This is a genomic window from Salisaeta longa DSM 21114, assembly GCF_000419585.1.
GTDB lineage: Bacteria > Bacteroidota > Rhodothermia > Rhodothermales > Salinibacteraceae > Salisaeta > Salisaeta longa.
Genome location: NZ_ATTH01000001.1, coordinates 597,514 through 621,660, shown reverse-complemented (window position 1 = coordinate 621,660; position 24,147 = coordinate 597,514). Strand labels below are relative to the sequence as shown.

General features: G+C 61.2%; 25 protein-coding genes. 14 read left to right on the top strand and 11 right to left on the bottom strand.

Features of this window, described 5'->3' with window-relative positions:
• Window positions 1-4: 4 nt before the first annotated feature.
• The 11 genes from nusA to SALLO_RS0102625 all read right to left on the bottom strand — a co-directional run bounded on the left by nusA (window position 5) and on the right by SALLO_RS0102625 (window position 9,037).
• Window positions 5-1,606, bottom strand: a complete 1,602-nt coding sequence (gene nusA / locus SALLO_RS14720; protein WP_022834784.1) for a transcription termination factor NusA — start codon at window positions 1,604-1,606, stop codon at window positions 5-7.
• Window positions 1,607-1,663: 57 nt separating this feature from the next.
• A complete protein-coding gene (locus tag SALLO_RS0102670) occupies window positions 1,664-2,146 on the bottom strand; it encodes a ribosome maturation factor RimP (protein ID WP_022834783.1) in 483 nt (160 codons plus the stop codon).
• A 278-nt stretch (window positions 2,147-2,424) separates the two neighbouring features.
• Entirely contained in the window at window positions 2,425-3,018 is a 594-nt protein-coding gene (locus tag SALLO_RS14715; RefSeq protein ID WP_022834782.1) for a CvpA family protein, read from the bottom strand.
• A 9-nt stretch (window positions 3,019-3,027) separates the two neighbouring features.
• Entirely contained in the window at window positions 3,028-3,477 is a 450-nt protein-coding gene (locus tag SALLO_RS0102660; RefSeq protein WP_022834781.1) for a GatB/YqeY domain-containing protein, read from the bottom strand.
• A 42-nt stretch (window positions 3,478-3,519) separates the two neighbouring features.
• Window positions 3,520-5,313, bottom strand: coding sequence for a phosphoenolpyruvate--protein phosphotransferase (gene ptsP / locus SALLO_RS14710; RefSeq protein WP_084696113.1), 1,794 nt, complete (start codon window positions 5,311-5,313; stop codon window positions 3,520-3,522).
• A complete protein-coding gene (locus SALLO_RS0102650; RefSeq protein WP_022834779.1) occupies window positions 5,310-5,585 on the bottom strand; it encodes an HPr family phosphocarrier protein in 276 nt (91 codons plus the stop codon). The genes ptsP and SALLO_RS0102650 overlap by 4 nt, the downstream gene beginning before the upstream one ends.
• An 89-nt stretch (window positions 5,586-5,674) precedes the next feature.
• Window positions 5,675-6,649 carry a polyprenyl synthetase family protein gene (locus SALLO_RS0102645; RefSeq protein WP_022834778.1) on the bottom strand — a complete coding sequence of 325 codons (975 nt, stop codon included), beginning with the start codon at window positions 6,647-6,649 and terminating at the stop codon, window positions 5,675-5,677.
• Window positions 6,650-6,684: 35 nt separating this feature from the next.
• A complete protein-coding gene (locus tag SALLO_RS0102640; RefSeq protein ID WP_022834777.1) occupies window positions 6,685-7,317 on the bottom strand; it encodes an adenylate kinase in 633 nt (210 codons plus the stop codon).
• Window positions 7,318-7,340: 23 nt separating this feature from the next.
• A complete protein-coding gene (locus SALLO_RS0102635) occupies window positions 7,341-7,853 on the bottom strand; it encodes a hypothetical protein (protein WP_022834776.1) in 513 nt (170 codons plus the stop codon).
• Window positions 7,854-7,887: 34 nt separating this feature from the next.
• Window positions 7,888-8,376, bottom strand: a complete 489-nt coding sequence (locus tag SALLO_RS0102630) for a phage holin family protein (protein WP_022834775.1) — start codon at window positions 8,374-8,376, stop codon at window positions 7,888-7,890.
• A gap of 91 nt (window positions 8,377-8,467) precedes the next feature.
• Window positions 8,468-9,037, bottom strand: coding sequence for a DUF4126 domain-containing protein (locus SALLO_RS0102625; RefSeq protein ID WP_022834774.1), 570 nt, complete (start codon window positions 9,035-9,037; stop codon window positions 8,468-8,470).
• A 176-nt stretch (window positions 9,038-9,213) separates the two neighbouring features.
• Between SALLO_RS0102625 and SALLO_RS14705 the strand changes: the two genes are divergently transcribed.
• The 14 genes from SALLO_RS14705 (at window position 9,214) to gvpA (ending at window position 24,028) form a co-directional block, all read left to right on the top strand.
• Window positions 9,214-10,176, top strand: coding sequence for a R2-like ligand-binding oxidase (locus tag SALLO_RS14705; RefSeq protein WP_084696112.1), 963 nt, complete (start codon window positions 9,214-9,216; stop codon window positions 10,174-10,176).
• Window positions 10,177-10,262: 86 nt separating this feature from the next.
• The gene (locus SALLO_RS14700) at window positions 10,263-11,207 is read left to right on the top strand and encodes a cation diffusion facilitator family transporter (RefSeq protein ID WP_157621165.1); all 945 of its coding nucleotides are present in this window, start codon (window positions 10,263-10,265) and stop codon (window positions 11,205-11,207) included.
• 138 nt (window positions 11,208-11,345) lie between these two features.
• A complete protein-coding gene (gene icd / locus SALLO_RS0102610) occupies window positions 11,346-12,614 on the top strand; it encodes an NADP-dependent isocitrate dehydrogenase (RefSeq protein ID WP_022834771.1) in 1,269 nt (422 codons plus the stop codon).
• A 248-nt stretch (window positions 12,615-12,862) separates the two neighbouring features.
• Window positions 12,863-13,591 (top strand): DUF3047 domain-containing protein, encoded by a 729-nt coding sequence (locus SALLO_RS0102605; protein WP_022834770.1) that lies wholly within the window; start codon window positions 12,863-12,865, stop codon window positions 13,589-13,591.
• Window positions 13,592-14,253: 662 nt separating this feature from the next.
• Entirely contained in the window at window positions 14,254-17,463 is a 3,210-nt protein-coding gene (locus SALLO_RS17550) for a hypothetical protein (protein WP_157621162.1), read from the top strand.
• A 288-nt stretch (window positions 17,464-17,751) separates the two neighbouring features.
• Window positions 17,752-18,291: a PAS domain-containing protein gene (locus SALLO_RS18065; RefSeq protein ID WP_022834768.1), complete on the top strand. Its 540-nt coding sequence runs from the start codon at window positions 17,752-17,754 to the stop codon at window positions 18,289-18,291.
• A gap of 64 nt (window positions 18,292-18,355) precedes the next feature.
• Window positions 18,356-19,120 carry a hypothetical protein gene (locus tag SALLO_RS0102590; RefSeq protein WP_157621159.1) on the top strand — a complete coding sequence of 255 codons (765 nt, stop codon included), beginning with the start codon at window positions 18,356-18,358 and terminating at the stop codon, window positions 19,118-19,120.
• Between the two features lie 51 nt (window positions 19,121-19,171).
• The gene (locus SALLO_RS18060) at window positions 19,172-20,152 is read left to right on the top strand and encodes a helix-hairpin-helix domain-containing protein (protein ID WP_022834766.1); all 981 of its coding nucleotides are present in this window, start codon (window positions 19,172-19,174) and stop codon (window positions 20,150-20,152) included.
• Window positions 20,153-20,284: 132 nt separating this feature from the next.
• Complete coding sequence (locus tag SALLO_RS14680; RefSeq protein ID WP_022834765.1) at window positions 20,285-20,530, top strand: gas vesicle protein GvpG; 246 nt, start codon at window positions 20,285-20,287, stop codon at window positions 20,528-20,530.
• A gap of 20 nt (window positions 20,531-20,550) precedes the next feature.
• The gene (locus tag SALLO_RS18650; protein ID WP_022834764.1) at window positions 20,551-22,428 is read left to right on the top strand and encodes an ArsA family ATPase; all 1,878 of its coding nucleotides are present in this window, start codon (window positions 20,551-20,553) and stop codon (window positions 22,426-22,428) included.
• Window positions 22,429-22,450: 22 nt separating this feature from the next.
• A complete protein-coding gene (locus SALLO_RS18055; protein WP_084696111.1) occupies window positions 22,451-22,693 on the top strand; it encodes a gas vesicle protein in 243 nt (80 codons plus the stop codon).
• A gap of 58 nt (window positions 22,694-22,751) precedes the next feature.
• The gene (locus tag SALLO_RS14675) at window positions 22,752-23,036 is read left to right on the top strand and encodes a gas vesicle protein K (RefSeq protein WP_022834762.1); all 285 of its coding nucleotides are present in this window, start codon (window positions 22,752-22,754) and stop codon (window positions 23,034-23,036) included.
• Between the two features lie 81 nt (window positions 23,037-23,117).
• Complete coding sequence (locus SALLO_RS18050; RefSeq protein WP_084696110.1) at window positions 23,118-23,522, top strand: gas vesicle protein; 405 nt, start codon at window positions 23,118-23,120, stop codon at window positions 23,520-23,522.
• Between the two features lie 281 nt (window positions 23,523-23,803).
• Window positions 23,804-24,028, top strand: coding sequence for a gas vesicle structural protein GvpA (gene gvpA / locus SALLO_RS0102555; RefSeq protein WP_022834760.1), 225 nt, complete (start codon window positions 23,804-23,806; stop codon window positions 24,026-24,028).
• Window positions 24,029-24,147: the final 119 nt, after the last annotated feature.

Here is a 24,147-nt window from a genome sequence, read left to right as displayed (position 1 = left end):
ATCATCACGAATGAGAGGTCTCCTCCCGCACTGCATCCTCGTCGGATGCACTGCCGTCTGTGTCTTCGGTATCGTCGATGGTGTCGGCGGCCTCATCGGCCGCGTCATCAGTTGATGCAGCGGCCGCCGGCGTGTCGCCTGATTCTTCCGTGGCCACCGGCGCGTCTTCGCTCGTTTCGTCTTCCGTCGTTTCGTTCTCGGCCACCGTGTCTTCAGGCGCTGTGTCTTCAGGCGCTGTGTCTTCAGGCGCTGTGTCCTCGGTCGCTGTGTCCTCGGTCGCTTCGTCTTCGGTCGCCTCAGCTGCTTCAGCGCCCTGCTCCACAACGAACCGGCCCCGTTCGAGCGACTCTGCCAGGCTCGGGCCGCGTTCAAACTCTCGTTCAATAGTATCTAACACGTGCTCAGCGGTTTCACGATCCATGTCGGCGCGGCGTCCAAGCGCGGGCGCCGAGAGCTCCAGCACGGCCTTGGCCGTATCGCACCCAATCATTTTGAGCTTCTCGATGGTGTCCATCGACAGCTCGTCGGCAAACTCTTCAATGTTGATGTCTTCTTCGTCGGGCGGAATCTCGCGGTATACGTCGATCTCGTAGCCCGTCAGCTTGCCCGCAAGCTTGATGTTTACGCCGCGGCGGCCAATGGCTTGGCTCACCTCGTCGGCGGGCACCTCTGCGCGGGCCCGCGGCGGGTTGGCGTCTTGCTTCAGGGTTACGCGCGTCGGGTTGGCCGGCGACAACGCCCGGGTAATGAGCGTCCGCGGGTCGTCCGACCACTCCATCACGTCGATGTTTTCGTCGGACAGCTCGCGCACCACGGCGTGAATGCGCACGCCCTTCACGCCAACGCATGCGCCCACCGGGTCCACGCGCTCGTCATGACTCGTCACGGCCACCTTGGCGCGGTCGCCCGGTATGCGGGCCACGCGCTTAATCTCCACAATGCTGTCGTATACCTCGGGCACTTCAAGCTCGAAGAGCCGCTCGATGAAGACGTCTGCCGTGCGGCTGACCACAACCTGCGGGTCGCTGCCCGCGTCGCGCATCACCTCTTTCACCACCGTCCGCAGCATGTCGCCCTTGCGGTAGTGGTCGTCGGGAATTTGCTCCTGCCGCGGCAGCACCATCTCGACGCCCTCGTGCATCAGGAGCACCTCGTGGCGCCGCACCTGATAGATCTCGCCGACCACAATCTCGCCGATCAGCTCGGAATACTCCTCGTAAATCTGTTCCTTCTCGATGTCGCGGATGCGCTGCTGAAACGTCTGCTGCGCCGTCATGACGGCACGACGCCCAAAGTTGGTGATGTCGAGCGAGCTTGCCACTTCCTCGCCCACCTCAAAGTCTTCGTCGACCTTCCTGGCATCCGTGAGGCGGATTTCGGTGACGGGATCTTCGACCTCCCAATCGCCCACCACCTCTTGGATGTGCAAAATTTGGATGTCGCCCTGGTTGGGGTTGAAGATGATCTCGAAGGCCTCATCTGCACCGTAGCGCTTGCGGATCATTGCACGAATCACATCCTCGACAATGATCTGCAGCGTGTCGCGGTCAATATCCTTGACCTGAGCGATTTCCCCAAAGGAGGAAACAAGGTCTTCGCTTTGCATAATGAGCGTGGTTCGTTCGGAAAGCGTGAGCGCGGCGCGCTGGGAGCGGGCCGTCGTCTACCAGGGCAGTTCTATTTTGGCACGGGCGATGGCATCGTATGGTACGGTTTCGCGCGTTTCATCGGGATGCTCGATGACGACCGCTTCGTCGGTGGCATCGATCAGCGTGACGACTTCGTACTGCGTCCCGCGTCCATCATCCAGGTCGTACTTAACGCGGAGCGACCGTCCCACGTTCTTCTTGTACTGGCGCGGCATGGTAAGCGGCCGCTTGATGCCGGGCGACGAGACGTCGAGCGTGTAGCCGCCTTGCACCACCTCCTCAACCTCCAGCAGAAAGCCAAGCTCGCGGCTGATGGTTGCGAGGTTGTCGTGGCCGATGCCCGCGTCGCCATCCACGTACACTTCCACCACGCGCGTGCCGCGATGGCCGCGCACGTTCACGTCAACCAAAAAGTAGTCGGTGCCGGCGATAAGCTCTTCCGCCAACTGGCGGATGCGCTCGGGCAGGGGCTGCGCCGGGGCGTTGGCTTCAGTCATACAACGGTTGGTGCTATGCAGCAGGTGCTTCAGCGGTTGGTTGTTGCAGGTGGCGATCCATCGGAGCGCTACGATCTATAGCTACAAAACGCCCGACCCCCAAAGCGGGACGAGCGTTTCCGTACCGGATGCCTGTCGGGGGCATCCTTCGTCCGTGTAGGCAAGGCGCCCATTCAGGCGCTTGCTTTGTCCATCATCACGCAACGCCAGGCCACATCCGATGTTTCTCTGTAGCGCTGTGTTAACGGTTTCTGGATGGAAGGGGAGCGCCGCCCCCTTCACGGCGCGTCGGTGGTGTCGGCCGGCGGGGCGTGCAGCGATTCGATGGACTGGCGGGCGTCGCGGAGTTCGTCTTGCAGCGACATCGTAAGCTGCTGGGCGGCCGGAAGATACGGGGCCACGGCGTTCCACGTGGTAGGCAAGGCGTGGGCCACGGGGCGATACAGCTGCGAGCGGGCACGGACCTCGGCGGAAGGTACGCCCACGTGGTGAAGCACGAAAAAGAGCACGCTGAGCATCAGCGCGGCTTTGGCGGCCCCAAAGAGGCCGCCCGACAACCGATTCACGATGGTCAGCTTCAGCGCATCGAGGGTCTTTTCGAGCAGGTGCGCCAGCGCATACGTGATGATGAGCGCGCCGACGAAGGCCAGCACAAAACCGACGAGCGGCTCGGCCGCTGCGGCAAGGTTTAGGCTGTCGCCCACGGCGCGGCCGACGGGATGCATAAACGCGGCGCCCACAAGAAATGCGAGCCCCCAGCTCAGTAGTCCCGCCACCTGGCGCACCGCGCCGGCCTGCACGCCCCGAGCCAGTCCGATGGCAAGGACGGCTCCAATGAACCAGTCGATGGCCGTGAGGCTTCCTACATCCATGGCGATCGCTTAGCTGAGCAACTCTTTCGCCACCTGCTGCACCCGGCCGCCGTCCACGCGGCCCTTCAGGTCGCTCATGGCGCGGCCCATCACCGGGCCCATGTCGGCCATGGAGGAGGCCCCCACCGCGTCAATGACTTCCTGCACGTGGCCGCGCAGCTCCTCCTCGGTCATGGGCGCCGGCAGGTAGTCCTGCAGCACGTCCAGCTCCTCCTGCTCTTTGGCCACGAGATCCGAGCGGCCGGCTTCTTCGTACTGCGCAATGGCTTCCTTGCGCTGCTTGGCTTCTTTGCGAACCACCGCCAGGGCCTCCTGATCGCTCAGGTCCTCGCCGGCATCAATGGCTTTGTTCTTGAGCGCGCTGCGGAGCTGCCGGATGGTGCGCAGGCGCACCTTGTCCTTGGCGCGCATGGCATCTTTCAGGTCGTTGGTGAGGCGGTCGGCAAGGGATTCGGCCATAGGAAGCAACAAAAGCTAACGGGAGACAAATGGACGTGCGCTCTACTGCTGGGCCCGGTGGGGCGTTCCGGCACCGTCCGTGGCGTGCGCGTCCAGCAGGGCGGCCGATCGTTTGCGCACGACGGCGGCGCTTGGCGCGTCCAACAGCGAGGGGAGAAGCGCGCGGGCGGCGCGGTAGGAGAGGCCGCGGAGGTGGCGCTTCACAGCGGGCACGCGGGTCGGCGACATGCTTAGCGTATCGACGCCCATCCCCACCAAGGCCGGAAGTGCCGTGGGCTCGTGTGCCAGCTCGCCGCAAACGCTCACCTCGATGGACGCGTCGTGCGCGGCCGTGGTGGCGGCCTCCATGAGCCGCAGCACCGCGGGATGCAAGGCGTCGTACCGATCGGCCACGCGCGGATTGCCCCGATCGACCGCCAAGGTGTACTGGGTCAGGTCGTTCGTGCCGATGGAAAAGAAGTCGGCGTGTGCTGCAAATGCGCTGGCTTGCACAGCCACGGCGGGCACTTCCACCATCAGCCCCACGGGCAGGTCCGGGTCGTGCGCCACCCCGTCGGCGTCCAGCGATGCGGCGGCGGTTGCTACGGCGTCTTGCACGCGCTCCACCTCTTCCAGGTGGGCCACCATGGGCAGCAAAAGGCGGAGCGCCCCGTGCCGGTTGGCGCGCAGTACGGCCCGCAGTTGACGCTGCATCAGCGCGGGCCGGTCGAGCAGGATGCGAAGCCCGCGCCACCCCAAAAACGGATTTGCCTCGGCGCGGCTCGCCGTCACCAGCTTGTCGCCGCCAATGTCCAGCAGCCGAATCGTCGCGGGCGCTGGATGTGCGGCCTCCGCGATGCGCCGAAACGCCTGGTATTGCGCATCTTCGGTTACGCTGAGCGGTTGCTGGCTCACAAACAGCATCTCGGTGCGCACCAGCCCGATGCCCGCGGCCCCCACGCGGTCGAGAAGCTCCAGCTCTTCCAAAAACTCGATGTTGGCCTGCAGCACCACCCGGCGCCCGTCGGTTGTTTCGGCGGGTTGCTGCGCCTGTTCGCGCTGGGCCTCTTGTACGGCCGCACGGTGGGCCTTCCGCGCCTCGTAGTACCGCCGCGCTGTAGGGGTTGGCTCCACCACCAGCTGCCCCTCGCCTCCGTCCAGAATAAGCGGCGCATCGGCGGCCACGCGGTCGAGGGCCTGATCGACGACCAGCACCGGCACGCCCAGCGCCCGCGCAATGATTGCAACGTGCGAGGTGGCCGCCCCCTGCGCCAGCACGTACCCGCGCGCATCCTGCTGATTGAACCGGACGATGTCGGAGGGCGTGAGCTGCTCGGCCAGCACGATAGCGCCCGGAGGGGGCGACGGCCCGTCGCTTCGTTGCGAGAGGGCGTGCAACAGGCGTTTTTCCACATCCGCGAGGTCGTCCGATCGCTCGCGCACGTGTGGCGTGGCGCGCTCCTCCAGGCGCTCCCGGTGCGCGCGCATCACGGACCGAATGGCTGTATGTGCGCTTTCGTGCTGCTCGCGAATCCGGCCCCGCACCTGCTCCGTGAGCGCGTCGTCCGATAGGATCATCCGGTGCGCGCGCAGGATCGAAGCGCTGTCGGCCCCAAGCGTCTCCTGCGCCGTGGCGATGGTTTCGTCCAGCGTCGTGCGGGCCTGCGCGAGCGCCGCGGCAAAGGTGGCCAGCTCATCGTCTACGGCGTCTGAGGGAATGGTTTGCCGCGCAGCAGAGGCCGCCGCCGGCGCGTAGACGTACGCCGGCCCGGCCGCCAGGCCCGGCGCCAACACCTGCCCCGTCAGTACGTCTCGTCCCAGCGATGCCCTCGCCGGGGGCGCGTCGTAATCACTCATGGATCGATGGCCTCCCCAAACCCGTCGTCGAACAAGTGCGCCAGCGCATCGGCTGCTTCTTCCTCATCGGGCCCGTCGGCCACCAACGTGAGCGTAGCGCCCTGCTCGGCCGCCAGCGTCATGACCCCAATCACGCTCTTGGCGTTGATCTCGTAGCCATCGCGGCGCAACACCAGGTCGGACGCAAACTTGGAGGCGGTGCGCACCACCATCGACGCCGGCCGCGTGTGCAGCCCGGCATTGTTTCGAACCGTGAGCTCGCGCGTGGTCATGGACACGGGAAGGCTGGTGAGACGGGCTACTCGGTAATCCCTTCGGCTGCTAAAGTTCGCTGTGGGGCACGGTTGCCTTCAACCCATCGTCAGTGGGTCCGCTCGCGCAGCTGATTGACGAGCCCACGCAGATGAGTGGCAGCGGGCCCGTCGGGCAAAGCGGACAAGTGACGGAGGGCCGCTTCGCTGTAGCGGTGCACGGCCTCGCGGGCGGCGGTAAATACGTCCAACGCCTCCATACGGGCGCGGGCCTCGGGGATGCGTTCCGGCGCAAACCCGCCGTCCAGTCCCCTCATAAACCAGGCCCGATCGTCACCTTCCGCACGTTCCAGCGCGGTGAGGGTGATGTAGGTGCGTTTGCCCACGCGCAGGTCGCCCCCCACGGCCTTTCCCCAGGCATCGTCCTGCGCCACAACGTCCAGGAGGTCGTCCTGAATTTGGAAGGCGCGCCCCAGTGCCTTTCCGGCCCGATGCAGCGATTCAACGGTGGGCTCTTCCGCCCCTCCCATGAGGCCGCCAATGGCCAGGCAAGCGCCCAGCAGTGCGCCGGTTTTGCCATCGATCATGTCGAGGTACGCAGCCACCGACACCTCTCGCTGCGTCTCGAAGTCGGCATCCAGCGCCTGACCGCGACACAGCTCGGACACCATGGTGTGGTACCGGGTGAGGCTTTTGGAGACGGCTTCCGCAGGCCCCTGCGTGAGCAGCTCGTACGACAGCCCCATCAGACGGTCGCCCACCAGAATGGCAGTGCCTTCGTCCCATGCTTCGTGGACCGTTGCGCGGCCCCGGCGCTCGGGCGCGTCGTCCATGATGTCGTCGTGGACGAGCGTGAAGTTGTGAAAGACCTCAACCGCCAGGGCAGCCTCCCAGGCGTCCTCTACCGCACCCCCCGTCGCCTCGGCCGCCAGCAGCACGAGCAGCGGCCGCACGCGCTTGCCGCCGCCCGTCAGCACGTAGTGGGCCGGCGCGTAGAGCACGGCGGGCTCGCGATCATGAACGAGCGTCGCGAGGGCATCGTCAATCTGTTGGCGGAGCGCCACGAGGCGCGGGGCATCAAACATGGACCAGAGAGCCGAAAGCAGAGAAGCGGGTGCGTCTACGCAGCCTCTAAGGCCGCCGTGATGCGGTCGTAGATATCCTCGATGCCGCCGACACCGTCGACGGTGACGAGCGTGCCGCGCGCTTCGTAGTAGGCCTCCAACGGTGCGGTTTCCTCACGGTAGACCGCCAGGCGGTTGCGCACGGTCGCGGGCTTGTCGTCATCCCGCTGAATAATGTGGGCCGGGTCTACGTCATCCGGCGGCGGGTTATGCTCCAGGTGGTACGTGTCGCCGGTTTTCGTGTGCACGCGGCGCTTCGACAACCGGTCGACAATCACGTCGTCGGGCACTTCGAGGCTAATCACGACGTCGATGGGCGCATCGTGGGCCGCTCCAAATTCTGTCAGCCACTCGGCCTGCTGCGTGGTACGCGGGTAGCCGTCCAGCACGAAGTCGTCGTAGCCTTCATCAGCGATCGCGCCTTCGGCCAACTTCCGCACGACGCTGTCGGGGACAAGCTCGCCTTTTTCAACGTACGCCTTCGCCTCTTTGCCCACGGGCGTCTCGTTTTTCATGGCCGACCGGATGATGTCGCCAGTCGAGATTTGGGTATAGCCTTCGCGTTCTTCGAGCAGACGGGCTTGCGTGCCTTTGCCCGCGCCGGGCGGGCCAAACAGAATGATGCGCATAGAGCAAGTGCGTGGTGCGTCAGTTATGTTAGCGGATTATATTCGTCGAGCGTAGCCTGAACCGAAGGATCTTCGAGTGCGCGCGCCAGCACCTCACGGAGCACGAGCCCAACCGCGGCACTGCCCAGCGCGCGGGCCCCGGCGCGCACCCAGCTCGTTGAGGCGGGCGCATCGCCGGTGTGTACGACCAGCGGAACGCGTTGCTGCAGGGCCGCCTCCAGCGCATCGGCCGGATCGTCGCCCGCGTCGACCGAAGCGCGCACCTCGGAGGCGAGCGCATCGAGGTATTTGTCGGTGAGCTTGGTGTAGCGACGCTGGCGGCGCCGGGCGGGGCTTCCGCCAAACAGCAGGCCCACGGCCAGCCCAGCGGCCAGTGCGCCGCCCACGCCGATCCACGGGTTGTTTATGACGGCCGCGCGCACGTCATCGCCGGTGGTGGCCACTTCATCTTGCAGCGCAGCCGTTCGCTCGCGCATGTCGGCAGCCCGCGAGCGCAGCGTCTCTTTCAGTTCTTCTTTGGTCGATCCAAGCGGCATGGGCAATACGATATGCTACGAAGGAGAGCGGCAACTACGCGTCGGTAATGGAAACATCGTCGGGGGCGGCGGTGCGCTCGGGCCGTGCGGGCGCTTCGTCGGCCGAGTCGGCCGCGGCTTTTGCCGGCGTTCCGCGCAGCTTGGCTTGCAGGCGCGTGCGCACCGGGGCAATATCGGCGGCCCGCAGCACGGCGGTGCCTACGCCCAGCAGCACCGTCACGATAAGGAATCCCCAAAACGGATGCCCCAACAGCCACCCGAGTCCCCACGCCACCGTAAGCAGCGCAAAGAGTCCGGTGAGTGCGCCCACCGCCGCCACCACGCCTTGCTGAATGGCCTGATTGATGCGGGCGTCGGCCTGTTCCTCGGCCTCGATGAGCGCCAGGTCAATACGGGCGTCGACCCATTCGCGCAGGTCTTCAACCAGCCCTTGCGTGTGGGCGGCCATGCGTTGCAGCTTCGTACCCGTGGGCCGCGCAGGCGTGCGGCGCTCCGACGGTGGCGTGTCCGGAAGACCCTCCATGGCGTGCAGGTTTCGTCGAAAGGGGTGACGGATTCATAATATAGCGGTTGGCGCCCAGACTGCAAATGAATAACGCGTCCGGAAGCCCGGCCTACCGTGCATGGCTGCGTTGGCGCCAGGTGCGCCATACCCACAGCCCCAGTAGGCCCAAGACAAGCGCGGTTACGCCGGGCACGAGCAGCGCACCAATCGTCGCGCCCACCGATCCAATCATCTCGCCGGTCGCCACCAGCGGATTGGCCAGTCCCCCGGTAGTGGCCGTCGAGCCGCCCCGCACCAGCGTGGTGGCCCCTTGCGTGAGGCCCGCCGTACCGCCGCCCGCGATGGTCGCCACCGTCCACTGCACCACCGGCGGCACGTCGCCCAGCACCGACGCCGTCAGCAGCGTGCCCGCGCCCGTGGCAAGCGGCACAGCGAGGCCATCGAGCGCATTGTCGAGCCACGGAACGTAAAACGCCACCACTTCTACCGCGGCCGCCGCGCCGAAGGCAACCGTAGCCAGCGGCGTTCCCATCCACGCCATGTTCGCCGAGAGGTCCAACACACCCGCCTGTGCCGCCACATTCGCCCCAAGAAGCGGCACGAACACACGAAACCCACTGGCCGCGCTCAGCCCAATGCCCATCAGCACACCGAGAATAATTTCAGCAGAAGCTGTCATTGCAAAGGATTGTTCAACACCAAACGATAGCGCAAATGCAGGGCGAATAATTTTTCGGCGTCGCCCGCGGCACTTTTGTTGCTCTAACGTGTTACGTTACTGAAGTAATATAAAACATAATAATTAGCACCTGTAGTCGCGCGCTGCCCACTTTATTTCATCCTGCTACGTGCCTTATGCCAAACGCTGCCGAGTCGCCCTCCGCTGTCTCTCGCCCGCTCGAAATGGACCGCTACCCGATGCGCCTCTGGGCCAAAGCCAAACGCTTGGGTACATGGGACCCTGCTGCCATCGATCTGTTGCAAGATCGCGCCGACTGGCAGCAAATGTCTGACCGCGAGCAAGACCTATTGCTCCGCCTCACCACCCAATTCATGGGCGGCGAAGAATCGGTTACCCACGACCTCTTGCCGCTGCTTCATTGGACCGGCGCCCAGGGCTGGATCGAAGACGAAATGTTTTTGACGAGCTACTTGTGGGAAGAGGCCAAGCACGTGGAGGCCTTTCACCGCCTTGTGCAGGACGTGATGACGCCCCCGACCGATCCGTCGCAGTATTTCACGACGGCCTACGAGACGCTGTTCTTCGAGGAATTGCCCGCGGCCATGGAGGCGCTGCACGATGATCCTTCGCCTGCCACCGTCGCCCGCGCCGCGGTAACGTACCAGATTATTGTGGAAGGGGTGCTGGCGGAAACTGGCTACACGGCGTATTACAGCGTGCTCGACACGCACGACCTGATGCCCGGCGTGCGCGCTATCGTACGAAACATTCAGCAAGACGAGTCGCGCCACATCGGCTACGGCGTCTACCTGCTCTCGCGGCTGCTGGCAACGCACGGCACGCCGGTGCGCGCGGCCATCGACGAGCGGCTGGAAGCCCTCCTCCCGCTCATTATCGACCACATCACCGCTACGCTCGCCCCCTACGGCGACGACGTGCCCTTTGGCATTAGCGCCGAGGCGTTTGTGGACATCGGGATGGCACAGTTTGAAAAGCGCGCCGCGCGCCTGAACGTTGCGGAGGAAAAATCCCTCGACGAGATCGTGTACGCGCGCGAGGCGTCGGCCCCTACAGATGCTGGTACCGTCGCGGCTACGCTGCCGTCAACCGAGGAGGAGGCCAAGCGGAATGCGTAGCGCCCCCGCGCGGCCATCGAACATTGCCGTTTGGGGCCGTGTACGAGACGGTCCATGGCCTTTTTCACTCAGCGGCTCCGGTGCCCATGACGCACACGCATGATCACGCGCACACCTCCGGCGGCCACGCGCACGACGTGGGCGATGTGGGCACCACCCGCCTGGTCCTGGCCCTGGTGTTCAACCTGGCCATCACCCTTGCGGAGTTTATCGCGGGCCTCGTGGCGGGCAGCCTCAGCCTGATGGCCGACGCGGCCCACAACCTGAGCGATACGCTGTCGATGGGCACCTCCCTCGTGGCCCGCCGCGTTGCCACCCGCGCCGCCGACCGCCGCCGCACGTTTGGTTACGAGCGGGCCGAGCTCATCGGGGCGTTCATCAACCTCCTCACCCTCATCCTGATTGCGCTGTACCTGCTCGTTGAGGCGGTGCAGCGCTACCTGAACCCTTCGCCCGTTGACGGCACGCTCATGATTTGGGTGGGCCTCGCCACGCTGGTGGGCAACGTGGCCACGGCCGCGGTGCTCTACAAGCCGTCGCACGACAGCCTCAACATCAAGAGCACTTTCGTCCATATTGTGGCCGACGCGCTGGGGTCGGTAGCGGTTGTGGTCGGTGGCGTGCTCATCATGCAGTACGGTTGGACGCTCATCGACCCCCTGCTCACGGCAGCGCTCGCCTGCTACATCCTGGGGCACAGCTACAGCCTCTTGAAGCAAACCATCCGCATCCTCATGGAGAGCGCCCCGGCGGGGTTCGACTTCAACGGCCTCGTGGCAACCATGGAGGCCGTTGGCGGCGTGTGTGACGTGCACCACGTGCATGTGTGGCAGCTCGACGAGCATCGCACGGCCTGCGAGGCCCATGTCGTCATCGAAAAGCACGACCTGTCGGCCATGGAACAGATCAAACAGCAACTCAAACAGCAGATGAACGACGCCCACGGCATTGAGCATGCCACGCTGGAGTTCGAGTTTGAGCCTTGTGGCAACGCCCGGCGCGTGGCCCGCTCGGCCCACGTGCATGCATAGCGCCTGACAGTAGGCGCGCTCTTTCGTGTTTTCTAACAGACACAATGCGTGCGCCTTTGTATACTACTGGTTGTATGCCTCCCTTGCGTGGCCCTCGCGCCCTACGCAGACCTGTCTTTCCGATCAATAGCAACCGACATGAGCGATACATCCGACACGACCTACACCCACATCGAGCCCCCCGCCAACGGCGAAAAGATCACGAAAGAAGGCGGCACGCTGCAGGTGCCCGACCGCCCCATGATCCCGTTCATTGAAGGCGACGGCATCGGCGTCGACATCTGGCCGGCGGCGCAGACGGTTTTCGACGCTGCCGTGGAGCACGCCTACGGCGGCGACCGCGAAATTGTGTGGTTTGAGGTGTTTGCGGGCGAGAAGGCCCAGAAAAAGTACGGCGAGTGGCTGCCCGAGGATACGTTGGCCGCCATCCGGGAATACCTCGTGGCCATTAAGGGCCCGCTCACCACGCCCGTCGGCGGCGGCATTCGGTCGCTCAACGTGGCCCTGCGGCAGCAGCTTGACCTGTTTGCCTGTGTGCGCCCCGTGCGCTACTTCGACGGCGTCCCCTCGCAGGTAAAGGAGCCGGAAAAGGTCGACATGACGATCTTCCGGGAAAACTCCGAAGACATTTACGCCGGGATTGAGTACCGCGCCGGCACCCCCGAGGCCAAAAAGCTCATCGACTTCCTGCAAGACGAGCTGGGCGCCACAACCATCCGCTTCCCCGAAACGAGCGGCATTGGCATCAAGCCGATCAGCGAAGAAGGCACCAAGCGGCTGGTGCGCTCGGCCATCGACTATGCCATTGAGCGCGGCGACGACAGCGTGACGCTCGTGCACAAGGGCAACATCATGAAGTTCACCGAGGGCTCCTTCCGCGACTGGGGCTACGAGGTGGCCAAGGAAGACTACGGGGCCGAAGCCCTCGACGGCGGCCCGTGGCAGGTGATTACGCTCGACGATGGCCGCGAGATTGTGGTGAAGGACGTCATCGCCGATGCGTTCTTGCAGCAGATCATCCTGCGGCCCGAGGAATACGACATCATCGCCACGATGAACCTGAACGGCGACTACATCTCCGACGCGCTGGCCGCGCAAGTAGGCGGCATTGGCATTGCCCCGGGCGCCAACATCAACTACAACAGCGGGCAATCCATCTTTGAGGCAACGCACGGCACCGCGCCGAAGTACGCCGGCCAGGACAAGGTGAACCCCTCGTCCATCATCCTGTCGGGCGAGATGATGTTCCGCTACATGGGCTGGAACGAGGCTGCCGACCTGATTGTGGACGCCCTGGAGGAGACGATCCGCCAGAAGCGGGTGACGTACGACTTTGAGCGCGCGATGGACGATGCGACGCTGCTCTCCACGAGCGAATTTGGCGATGCGATCGTCGAAAACATGTAATCGCAACGCACAGATCGAAGCCGCGCGTTACGTGCGGCCCTGCAGCAGCCGGGATGCTTCCGCGTCTCGGCTGTTTTCTTTGGATGCTGCCCGGAACGGTAGCGGCCCGGCGCCTTAGCCATCAGGGGTTTAAACCGAACCTATCCTTACCAATCTGTTGCAGGGCGGCTGTTGCGCTTGTATGCCGCGTGTGGTACGCTACCGTTCCCCGGCACTTCATGACACCTACCCACTGAAGCTCCCGGGCCATGCGTACGCTCATCGTTTGTCTCCTCATCGGCGCCACCGCCGGCGCCGTTCACTCTGTGGATCCGCTCCGTGTAGGCCACTTCTCGGCCGCTGACACCACCGGCATGCTCCCCCACGGCTGGGAGTCGCTTGCCTTTACGTCCATCGACCAGGCGACGGACTACCGGCTGGTGCGCCTCGATTCGCAGCGGGTGGTGCGGGCACAAAGCGCGGGCGGCGCGTCGGGGCTCGTCACCCGTCGCACCGTCGATCCATCGGCCTACCCGGTGCTGGAATGGTCGTGGCGCGCAGAAAGCGTCGTGGAAGCGGCCGATGCCACCCGCAAGGCCACCGACGACTATGCGGCCCGGCTCTACCTGCTGTTCGACTACACACCCAGCGGCCTCGGGGCCCGCCTCAAACTGGGCGCGCTGCGCGCTTTGGGGTACGACGAAATTCCAGCGCGGGCCCTGTGCTACATCTGGGCCACCCGCGCACCGAAGGGCCAATTTCTGCCGAGTCCGTACACCGACTGGGTGATGATGCTTCCGGTAGAGAGCGGCCCGCAGCACACCGGCACGTGGCGCACGTACCGCCGCAACATCGTCGCCGATTACCGCGCGGCCTTCGGGGGCGACGGCCCGGTGCCGCCCATCAACGGCGTCGCGCTCATGACCGACACCGACAACACCGGCGGCACAGCAACGACTTATTACGGCGACATTGTCTTCCACAACGGGACTTTGTAGCTTCACACACTATCGGCAACATGGCTTAGAGTGACCACCGTGCACTGCCCACCGGAGGGTGGGCCTTTCAATACCAAATGGGCACGATCTTCAGTTAAGGCGCACGGGGGCTTGTGCTAAGAAAACATGCGGGTACTTATCTTGGGAAGCCGTAACGGCCACGAAGCGGTCGTTACGGTCGATGCGACGAAGCTGGTGCAGGACCTACTGGGTGAACATTGACGCACTGTGAAGTGTGTCGCTAAGACGATTCGGCAAGCACTTCTCTACGCCCCTTCTGCCCGCCGCCTCTGTTCCAAGAGGAGGGTGCGCCTAAGAAGACGGAGCGATCTGATGATCAATCCTCATTAATTGACGCTCGCCCAACAGCTTCTTGGGCATTCACATGCCCCCTCATCCGGTGGGCAGAAAATTCTAATATAGAAGCGAACGCTGAGAAGGTATGTTTTTTGTTGTAGTTTATTGTAAACTGGAAGCGACAATCCCGTACGCTGATGATTGCTACCCACTTGCTGCCCATGCATCGGTCCGGTGCTTGAGCGGGTATCGGCCAGCACCTATGCTCCTTGTATTCAAAACCCCTACGTTGCAGCTGTAGCGGAAGCATTACCCCAATGCTCCAGCAACGCATACGACACCGCTAGCACGCCGCGTGGCCATCGGTGTGGGCACAGTTAATCGCACCCAGAAGCAGCCAGTCGCACCCAGATGCGGGCTTAACCAGCGGCCACAAGTTTTCTACCCAAACGCACAAGCCAATGGCTACACAGCACGATTCGAGTACGCCCCATCCCAACCATTCAAGTGAAAGCGCATCCTCCACAAAACCCTGGAAGCAGCTGTGCGAAATGCTTGGCGCGGATTCGCCTGATGCAGTAGTCACCAAGGTGCGCATGCTACGCGCTCAAACAAACGTGCCGGACCCCGAGGCCCCCCACGCCTCTTCCGATGGCCTGGTGAGCGTATACGACGTTGAGGAAGTGTTGCAACGAATGCAGCACAAGCTCGAAACGCTCCGCGATCGCAATGCGGCCCTATTAGAGCGCCTGGAAGCTGAGGGCAGTGCATCCGAGATGGATACGCTTCACGTTGAGGTCAACCAACTGATGGACAACCTTGACGTGAATAGCCTGGAGGAAGTGCAAGCACGTGTTGAGAGCCTGCAAAGACAAGTTGAGACTCTGTATGATGAAAAAGAGCGCCTTGCAGCAGCTGGCTGGTCGAGCACCGAAGAGGCCCTGGACGAGATCCATGCGCTGCAGGAACGTCTAAACGAAGCCGAACAGACACAGCAGGCCCTGCGCGAGCGTGTAGACCGGCTGACGAAAGAACGCGCAACCCTAAAAGAGCAAGTAGATACATTACGCGAAGAGCGAGATGCGCTGCGCACGCGCTCCATTGATAAAGAGACCCGCGCCCTCCTCGACGCCACCACGTCTGTCCTTGGGATACGCACGCCCGAGGAGGCACGTAACCTAGCCCAGAAGGTGCGAGGCATGCAACGCCACCTTGATGACCTGCTGGCCGCAAAGGAGCAGATCACCGCGGAGGTAGGCGTCGACACAGCCGACGACCTGCTCGACATGATTACAAACATGGAGCAGCAGCTCGTAGACCTTTACGAGCAGCGCGACCAAGGGGACGCGACGCTTCCAAAGGTTATAGAGGACACTCTTGGCGTGTCGAATGCGGCAGAGGTCGACGCTCTCGCCCAAACGGTGCGACGCATGTCCGATAACCTGCACGTCCTTTCCAATCACAAGAAGCATCTCTCCAATGAAACCGGCTTAGAAGACGCCGACGACATACTTACCATGATACAAAGCCTGGAAGAGCAGCTCGCTGCTCTTTATGAGGAGCGAGAGGCAGATCTGGAGGCTTCGTCAGCCGCGTCTGATGCCGTTCTTGAGGAAATACAGCACATCCTGGGTGCACATACGCCCGACGAAGCGCGCGCGCTGCGCGAGCAGCTGCACCGCATGGGTACGCACATTCACGCGCTGTTGGAAACACCAGAACCTGCTGCAACCCATGAATCTTCTTCTCACGCACCGACCATGCGGGCGCTCATCGATACGATGGAGGAGCAACTGGTGGACTTGTACCTGACAGTGGATGAAGAGGAGAATGATGCGCTGGAGAATGATGCGCTAGACAATCCCCCTTCCTCTACAGCAGTTACGGACGAAGTTCATGAAATCCTTGGGGTTACGACCCCAGAGCAGGCGCGCGAATTGGAAGCTTTGGTGCACAATGTTACAGCCCGGATGGAGCACCTCGCGCAAGAGCAGGAAAAACTGCAGCATCATAACATCAGTGACGTGGATGCTGCGCTTGCTATGATCGATAGCATGGAAGAGCAACTGGTAGATTTATACAGGAACATAGATCGTTCGGAAGCCTCCTCCGGGGCGACTCCAGCATCTGCGCTTGTGTTAGACGACGCCCCGGAGGTTGCTGAAGCCCTGAACCACCTTGGCAAGCGGTTGGGAGCCCCTCCTGCACAGGCATCAACGCTCATGGCGGGCATTCAGGCGCTCAGCAACCACACCAACACCTTGCTGGATGCAGGCAACGCTTCGCTGCAGCGCGATGGGCAACCACCGGCCGAGCAGCTGGACGACCTTATCGACCGCACCAGCGACCGTCTTCGCGCGCTGAAAGATGAGCGCAACACCCTTCGCAAGGCGAAGCGCCACCTCCACCACATACGAGAAGCGCTGAACGTGAGCACCGCCAAAGACGCGTCGCAGCTCTCAAAACAGGTGCTGCGCATGAAGGAGCAGCTAGACATTCTGCAAACCGAGCAAGAACGCCTGGAAGAACTCGGCGTCCGCTCGGTGGCTGATGCCATCGACATGGTAAACAGCATGCAACAGCAGCTGCAAGAAATGTACATGGACAAAGAAAATGTGCAGCGGCGCGTTGACAGACACGACATGGGCCAAGATAACTTCGAGCAGCTTGAGGCGTTCTACGCGGAACAAGAGCTGCTAGAACGCGAAATCGGCGTCTCGTCGGCCGATGCCATTGTTGAGATGGTCCAGGGGCTTTCTACTCAGCTCATGGAGGTGTACTCCATGACTGAAGGCCGTCCGTATGACGAGTGGACGACGGGCGATGACGGCGAGAGCCTCAACGACGAAGACACCGAGCTCATGATGCAAAGCATGCAAGAGCAGCTTGATGCCTTTTACGAAGCAAAAGAACTGCTCTTTGCGAAAGGCATGACCAGCATTGACGAAGCCGTTGCAGAAATTGAAACCCTCGAACGACGCATCCAACAGCTTCAGCGCGAACAGGGTACGTACCAGCTGTGGCTGCGGCGGATAGAAAGCATCATTGGAACCGATGACCTTGATAAATTGGTGAGCCGGGTGCGGCTGCTTAAGGAGCGTGCTTTGAAGGACGCAGGATCATCAACAGACGCTTCGGGCACGCAACGCAACGCGTCCGGTGACGGCACGGGCTTCGTCTTCCAGGCCGCCCCGCAGTTTGCCGAACGTGCAACGCTTGAGCAGCTCGACGCCCTCGACAGCACGGCCCTAGACGCACTTCCCTATGGGGTCATTAAGTTGAGCGATCAAGGACGCATACAGTTTGTCAACGAGAACGCTCTTTCGCTCCCTGGTTTAAAAGAGGCGGACAACCAGACGACGCTGACAGGTAAAAACTTTTTTGATGACCTCGCCCCAAGCACCAAAAACAGTTTATTCCTGGGGCGCTTCAAAAAAGGAGTTCAACAAAAGGCAATGGACGCATGCTTCCCGTACACGTTCATCAGCCCCGGACGCGCACCGGTCGTTCTTACCGTGCACCTGTACCGTTCGAGCGATGAAAGAGCCAACTGGCTGCTGTTCGAAGCTATGTAGCGTTGCCTCGCACTATGGCCTCTGTATGGGTGCTTTATTCATGTAAGATGTAATTTATTTCAAAGAGCCCACGCGCCCTCGCAACGCACCGTCAGACCCTTGCCTCGTTTGGGACTCAAATGCCGGTTGGAAATTGCGGCATATGCCCCAGAAACCGCTGTAGGCATACAGCGGAACAGAACAACACCTAGACACCGGCAGCGCACGTTCTTGCATCCCCATGCTGGCACAGTTTTGGATCATATAATATTGCGTGAAGCCATGCCATCTTAACGTCGGTGCGATCATATGTCCACGCAAAGTCTGTACAGCTTTCTCAAAGATAAAGGATTTTCTCCTCAACAAACAAAGGAGTCTACAGCCTCTGGGGGCGAATCTCCCGCTGAGCGACGCGCAGCTCGTCCGCCGTCTTCAAAGCATGCCTCCGAGGAAGACCGGTCCGGCCCCCGCCCCCTTGTTACCTTTGATAGCCCAAACATAACAAAAACCTTTCGCCAAGCCAGCGAGGAGCAACTCCATGCAGCCGATTTCGGCATTGTGAGGGTTGACAACGAAGGCATCGTTTCGTTTTACAATCAGTACGAATCGGATCTCGCGGGCATCGAACCGGAAGAGGCGCACGGTAAAAACTTTTTTACCGAGCTGGCCCCTTGCAGCAACAACCGTATCTTCTACGGAAGGTTTAAGGAAGGCATCCGGAGCGGCAACCTGGACAAGTCGTTTACTTACACTTTTACGTACAAGATGCGTCCAACGCTCGTTGATGTGCGCATGTGTGGCGACGCTTCAGGACGCAATTGGATCTTGATACGCAAGCGTGGCGTGTAACTGCAACATGCTTGTAGGGTCTAGCGAGCGCACACATGTCCCTTCCATCAACCTACGCGGTTTCATGTCTGCTTCCCCTCACACGGTTTCCGAGATCCTATGCCGCGAGCTTGGCGCCAAGCATCCTGACGGCGCACTGCAACAAATCCGCACGATGAAGCGCGTGCTTCGGGCGCATTACCATGTGCACAAGCGATTGCAGGCACTCGGCGTTGAACAGATCGGCGATGCGGTAGGCACCATCGCAACTTTGCGCAAGCAGATACACGCCCTGAAGGCCGATCAGAAGGAGCAAGCGCGCGAGCATCTTTCCGTTACCGGCGAGGTTATGGAGGCGCTCGATCAAATCCGCAGCATGATGTACGGAGCAGGCGCTCCAGAAAAAAAGGCTCAAGCCCCGTCCCAATCTACAACCGTTCCGGCATCAGGCATCAACAATTTGCCCCCGGAAGAGGCCCTGCGTGTGCTACAATCTGCGCTCGACGAGTTGCGGCTTGAGCTCTGGGCCGACCCCTCGAAGCCAGATGTGGATGCCGCCAACCTGAGCACAGCGGAGGACGCGGTGACGCCGGACCAAGCGCTTGAGGCGCTACGGTCGTCTTTGCGCGATCTTGCAAAGCACCGCCCCGACGTACAGAAAGAAAACGAGGTGCTTCAGAAGGAAAACGAGGCGCTCGAAGAAGAAAACGAGCAGTTGCGCTTGCGTCTGCGGGCCGTAGAGCGTACCTTTTATCAGCAGAAGCATAAGCTACAATCGATCGCGCAGCGCTTCTCCAAGTCGGAATCGTTGGGCACCTCTGTGCTCGAAGATGCCCACGAAGCTGCTTAATCGATACATACTCCCGACTCGATAGCACCTTCATCTTTCCCAGCTGTAATCATGCAAGAGCTCGCTGACCAGATGCAGCAACTTCGTAAGGATTTTGCGGCTGCTCGGAATCTACAGAGAGAGCGTTTAGGCACCATCCGAGAGGACGTACACCAGATTGGGGAAGCGGTAGAAGACCTTCTGCATACCTTTCGTGATGAGCGCATCGGGGCAGCAAACGAACTGCAGGCGCAACGTCGCGAGTATTTGAACGAGTTGCAGCAGGAAGTGAAAGCGTTGAGCAGCAGAGTGGCTGCGTCGCTTCAAACGTATCGAGATGCACGCGTTGAGGCGGCGCAAACGAACCGGGCAGATCGGGCCGAAGCGGTCAGGGAAGCACAAGCCTTCGTAGAAAACTTGCGCGTGGAGGTCCGGGACTTCATGAAAGACATGGAAGGCGAACGGAGCCAACGTAAGGAGGCCGCGGCCAACGCGCGGCGCGCGTTCTTGTCCGGCGTCCGCGTTTCGGTGCGCACCCTTCTGGCTGAAGCCCGCACCGCTCGCCACCATCAGCACACCGCTTCGCGGCCCGCCGATACGAAACAGTCCTCCGCACCCAGCAGGTCCACCGAGCCGTCGGCATCATCCGCCGCATCAGCAACGAGCCAGGATTCGTCATCGACGGCCGATGACGCAACAGCCCCGGGAGGAGCGCAAGCTACAGCATCGGAGAGTGCAGCAGCACCCTCCGCTACGGAAGACACTGCTTCTTCGAACCCGTCGGCGGCGTCCTCTGCCGATCCCAAAGACACCTCTGGGAGTACCCGTCATGAAGAATCCAGTTCGAGCCGTACCTTTGACAACCTTGCCGCCATAAAGGGTATAGGGCCCAAAATGGCGTTTCGTTTGCGCCAAGCCGGGGTTGTCACGTTCGACGACCTGGCCGACCTAACGCCTGAGGATCTCCGAGAACTCATGGATGGCTTGCCCTCCTTTGCAGATGTTGAGTCGTGGATTGAGCAGGCGAAGCTGGAAGTCCGAAAGCAGTCGTAGGTGTTTCAATCCAACGGCTGTCGAAACGCGTGTGACGCCTGGTGAGTAGCTGCATTCCGGCGTGAAAGGGCGGGCCTGGCGGGCCTGCCTGCTGCTCACCTAGCAATTTATTTAGGGCTTACGTAACGGCTTGTGTTCTTAATTGATGACATTTTGCTTGCTCCCGTTCGTGGCGTTGCATTTATCGCGCAGGCCGTTCATGATGCAGCGGAAGACCATATCGAGAGCGAACAGCGCGCGCTGCGCGACGAGCTAAACGACCTATACATGCAACTCGATATGGGAATGATAGAAGAAGAGACGTTCGACGCGCGCGAGGAAGAAATACTTGACCGTCTCGATGAGCTTCATGCGATAGACGCGTCGCTTGAGTCGTAGGTTATGACTGTCCAGCACGCATGAACCATCTGCCCTTTTCACTCGCCGCTCCACTCCCGGCACTTCTCTTATTTGGCGGTAAGGGCGGGGTTGGCAAAACGACCATCGCGACCGCTACTGCCCTGCGGCTTGCAGATGAGGGCCCGGTGCGCCTCCTGTCGACCGATCCGGCGCACTCTCTGCGCGACAGCTTGGCTGAAGCGGCGCTTCCAGATACACTGACCGTAGAGGAGTTCAGCGCCGATACTGCGCTCGACGCATTTCGTGCGGCCCATCGCGCCACGCTTCATGAAATTGTTCGGCTGGGCACCCTTTTCGATGCGACCGACATTGAGCGTCTGTTGGATCTGTCGCTTCCGGGGCTCGACGAGATGATGGCCTTTATACGGTTGGCCGACCTGCTTGCGGACGATGACGATGGTGTCATCGTCGTCGACACCGCTCCCACCGGTCACACACTTCGGCTGCTTCATACGCCCGACCAGTTTAGTGCGTGGGTCAACGTGCTTGACGTGATGCTAGACAAGCACCGCTATATGCGGTCGGTGTTTGGGAACGGAGCATCCGATACGCTGGACGACTTTGTTGCCGCTATGTTTAGCAAAGCGGAGCGCGTGCGTGATGCATTTCGCGATGAGGCGCTGTGCCGTTTCTTCGTCGTTGCGCAAGCCGAACCGCTCGTCTTGCACGAGACGCAGCATATCGTGCAACAGCTTCAAATGGCCGATATCGTTGTGCAAGATATCATTTTCAACCAGTGGCCACCGAGTGGTGGCCGGCAGCGTCTGAAGGCGTTCGCAAACCATTCGGCGGTGCAAGGGCAGTCTGCGGTATGGACTGTACCTGCTGTCGACCCAGAACCGCGCGGGCCGGCGCGGTTGCGCAACTTGTTGTCAGACACAACCCGTTTACCCTATGACCGCATCGCGTCTGCCCCTACAACGACACCGCCTCATCCGCCCAAGGTGTCCCTCAGTGTGGCATGCCCGCGGGGCTCTCTCGTGTTTGTAGGCGGCAAGGGCGGGGTGGGCAAAACCACTATGGCTACCGCAACAGCTCTTCGGTTGGCCGAAACGGCGGGCACTCCCAACCGGCCCGTTTTGCTGACCTCTACCGACCCAGCCCACTCCTTGCATTCGTTGCTCGACGAATCCTTAGAACATACCCCCAGGCCGATTGGACAAACGCTTTGGGCCTGCGAAATTGACGCCGAGGCCCAGTTTGAATCGCTACGCAGCCGCTACGCACAGGCAGTTCGTCAATTCTTCGATCGAACAGGCGGCGCCGACGTCGACCTCACGTACGATCGGCCCGTGATGAACGCGCTCATGGATCTCGCGCCGCCCGGCATTGATGAGGTGATGGGGCTCGTGGCACTCATGGATTTTATGGACGAGCGTCCGTATACTACATGTGTTGTAGATACAGCTCCAACGGGCCACTTGCTGCGATTGCTAGAGATGCCGGGGGCCTTTGCATCTTGGATTCGAGCATTTTTCCGCATCTTGCGCAAGTACCGTACGGTGCTCCATCTTCCGCGCCTTACCGACCGGCTGGTACACCTGTCGAAACAGGTCAAACGATTGCAGAAGAACATGCGGCGCTCAGAAGAAACAACGCTGCTGGTAGTCACCCTTCCAACAGAGGTAGCTGCCGCAGAAACAGAAACACTGATCGAGCGCGCACACTCGTTGGGCCTGCCGGTAGGACCTCTCGTAATCAACCGCGTAGCCGCAACGGATGCCGCGGCCAAGCGACGCGCAAGGCATGCGGTTGTTTTGAATCACTACCGGCGCTGTCACGCAGCGCTTTCGCACGCTGTGGTGCATGAAGGTGCTCCGCCGGACAGCCGATCGGCCTGTCAGAAGCTCGGCCGCGACCTATTTCCGCGAATATGAATGCAACGCCACGCTACGTGTTATGCCCCCTGCTCCTCCTAACCGCCCACGCACTACCGAACTTGCCGAAGCGTTGGATCGCATCATGAATAAGGGCGCTGTGCTCCGTGGCGATTTGGTACTTACCGTTGCGGATGTTGACCTGATGTACCTGGATGTACGCATTTTGGTGAGCGCTGTGGATACCGCACTTAAAGCCCCCCACCCGCCGCATCATGCGGACAACACCGATGCCTCACCATCCGCGCCCCCTTCCAATGGCTAGTGCTTGGGGCTCGGTTAGTGCTTCGCGTTGCATGCTGTCTCGATACGTTTAAGCTGTTATGAATGATGACCCCACGTTTCCCTCCAATACAACGGATGGCACGACCACAAACGGTCTTGCCCACCTTGTGCTATCGGTAATCAATCTGATCCATGAGCTGCTGGAAAAACAAACCCTTCGGCGTATGGACAATGGCACGCTTACCGATGACGAAATTGAGCGGCTCGGCCAGGCGCTACAACAGCAAGCCGCAGAGATCGAGCACTTGTGTGAGGTGTTCGACCTCAGTCCGTCTGACTTGTCGCTCCCGCTGGGCACTATTGAAACCAGTGCTATGGAGTGAGCACCGCTTGCGGGCTGTTGTGCTTGACACCAGCAACCGCCGCCAATATTGTTCTTCTATCGTTTTGCTTACGTCTCCGCCATGCCTCGTTCTTCTCGCCGTACGTCGCTCGCCAATTCCGATACCCTCGCCGACATCTTGGAGCGCGTGCTGGAAACTGGCATTGTCGTCGCCGGAGACATCCGCGTGAACCTTAACGACGTAGAGCTGCTTACCATACAAATCAGACTCATCATTTGCTCGGTGGATAAGGCCCAGGAGATGGGCATGGATTGGTGGCGGCATGCCGATTACCTAACGGCCAATCATGGGCGCCTTAGCTCCAACGATCCTGAGGCCTCCCCCCCGCGCGCTGAAACGGCGCAGCGCCTTGAATCGCTTGATGACCGCATGCAGCGTCTAGAATCTCAAATTGCGCGCCTCAGCGATGCGCTTGACCAGGACAGAACGGACGACACGGATCCCCCCGACCCGGAAAAAAGGTAACGGCTCTTAGTAAACGATTGAACGGCTCGTGAACGATTGGGCTCGTCATGGCCCCCCGTTAAGGCTGGAATGGTATTTGGCACTATTTGAAAGTGGCTTGTGCGCCTTTCGGCTCCGCCACAGTACGGCAAACCGTTCTGCCCATGTATGGATGAGCTGTTGCAGTTTACCACGCGCCTTGCTACGTTATAATCGCTGTACGTATCATCAAAAGCAGGCAGTTCTTGTTGTGCTAATCAGCTGCCTCGTCACCTTCCTAATCAAAACCAGAGGACCATTCCATGGCTGAAGTCCAAAAGTCTACAGACGCAAGCGGTTTGGCAGAAGTTGTTGATCGCATTCTCGACAAAGGAATCGTCATCGATGTTTTTGCCCGGGTTTCGTTGGTGGGCATCGAACTCGTTTCCGTTGAAGCGCGCATTGTTGTGGCCTCCGTCGAAACATACCTGAAGTATGCCGAAGGCATTGGCCTGACGGCGATGGCGGCCTCACCGGCGTCGCAATAGGTATCGAGGCTATCACACGCGCTGCGGGTGCTAGTGAAGGAGAGTCGATGGACGGTTGGACCCAGGTCCTCGTCTTACCGGCTCTCCTTCGAACGTCTACGCCCCTAGGGGCATTAGCG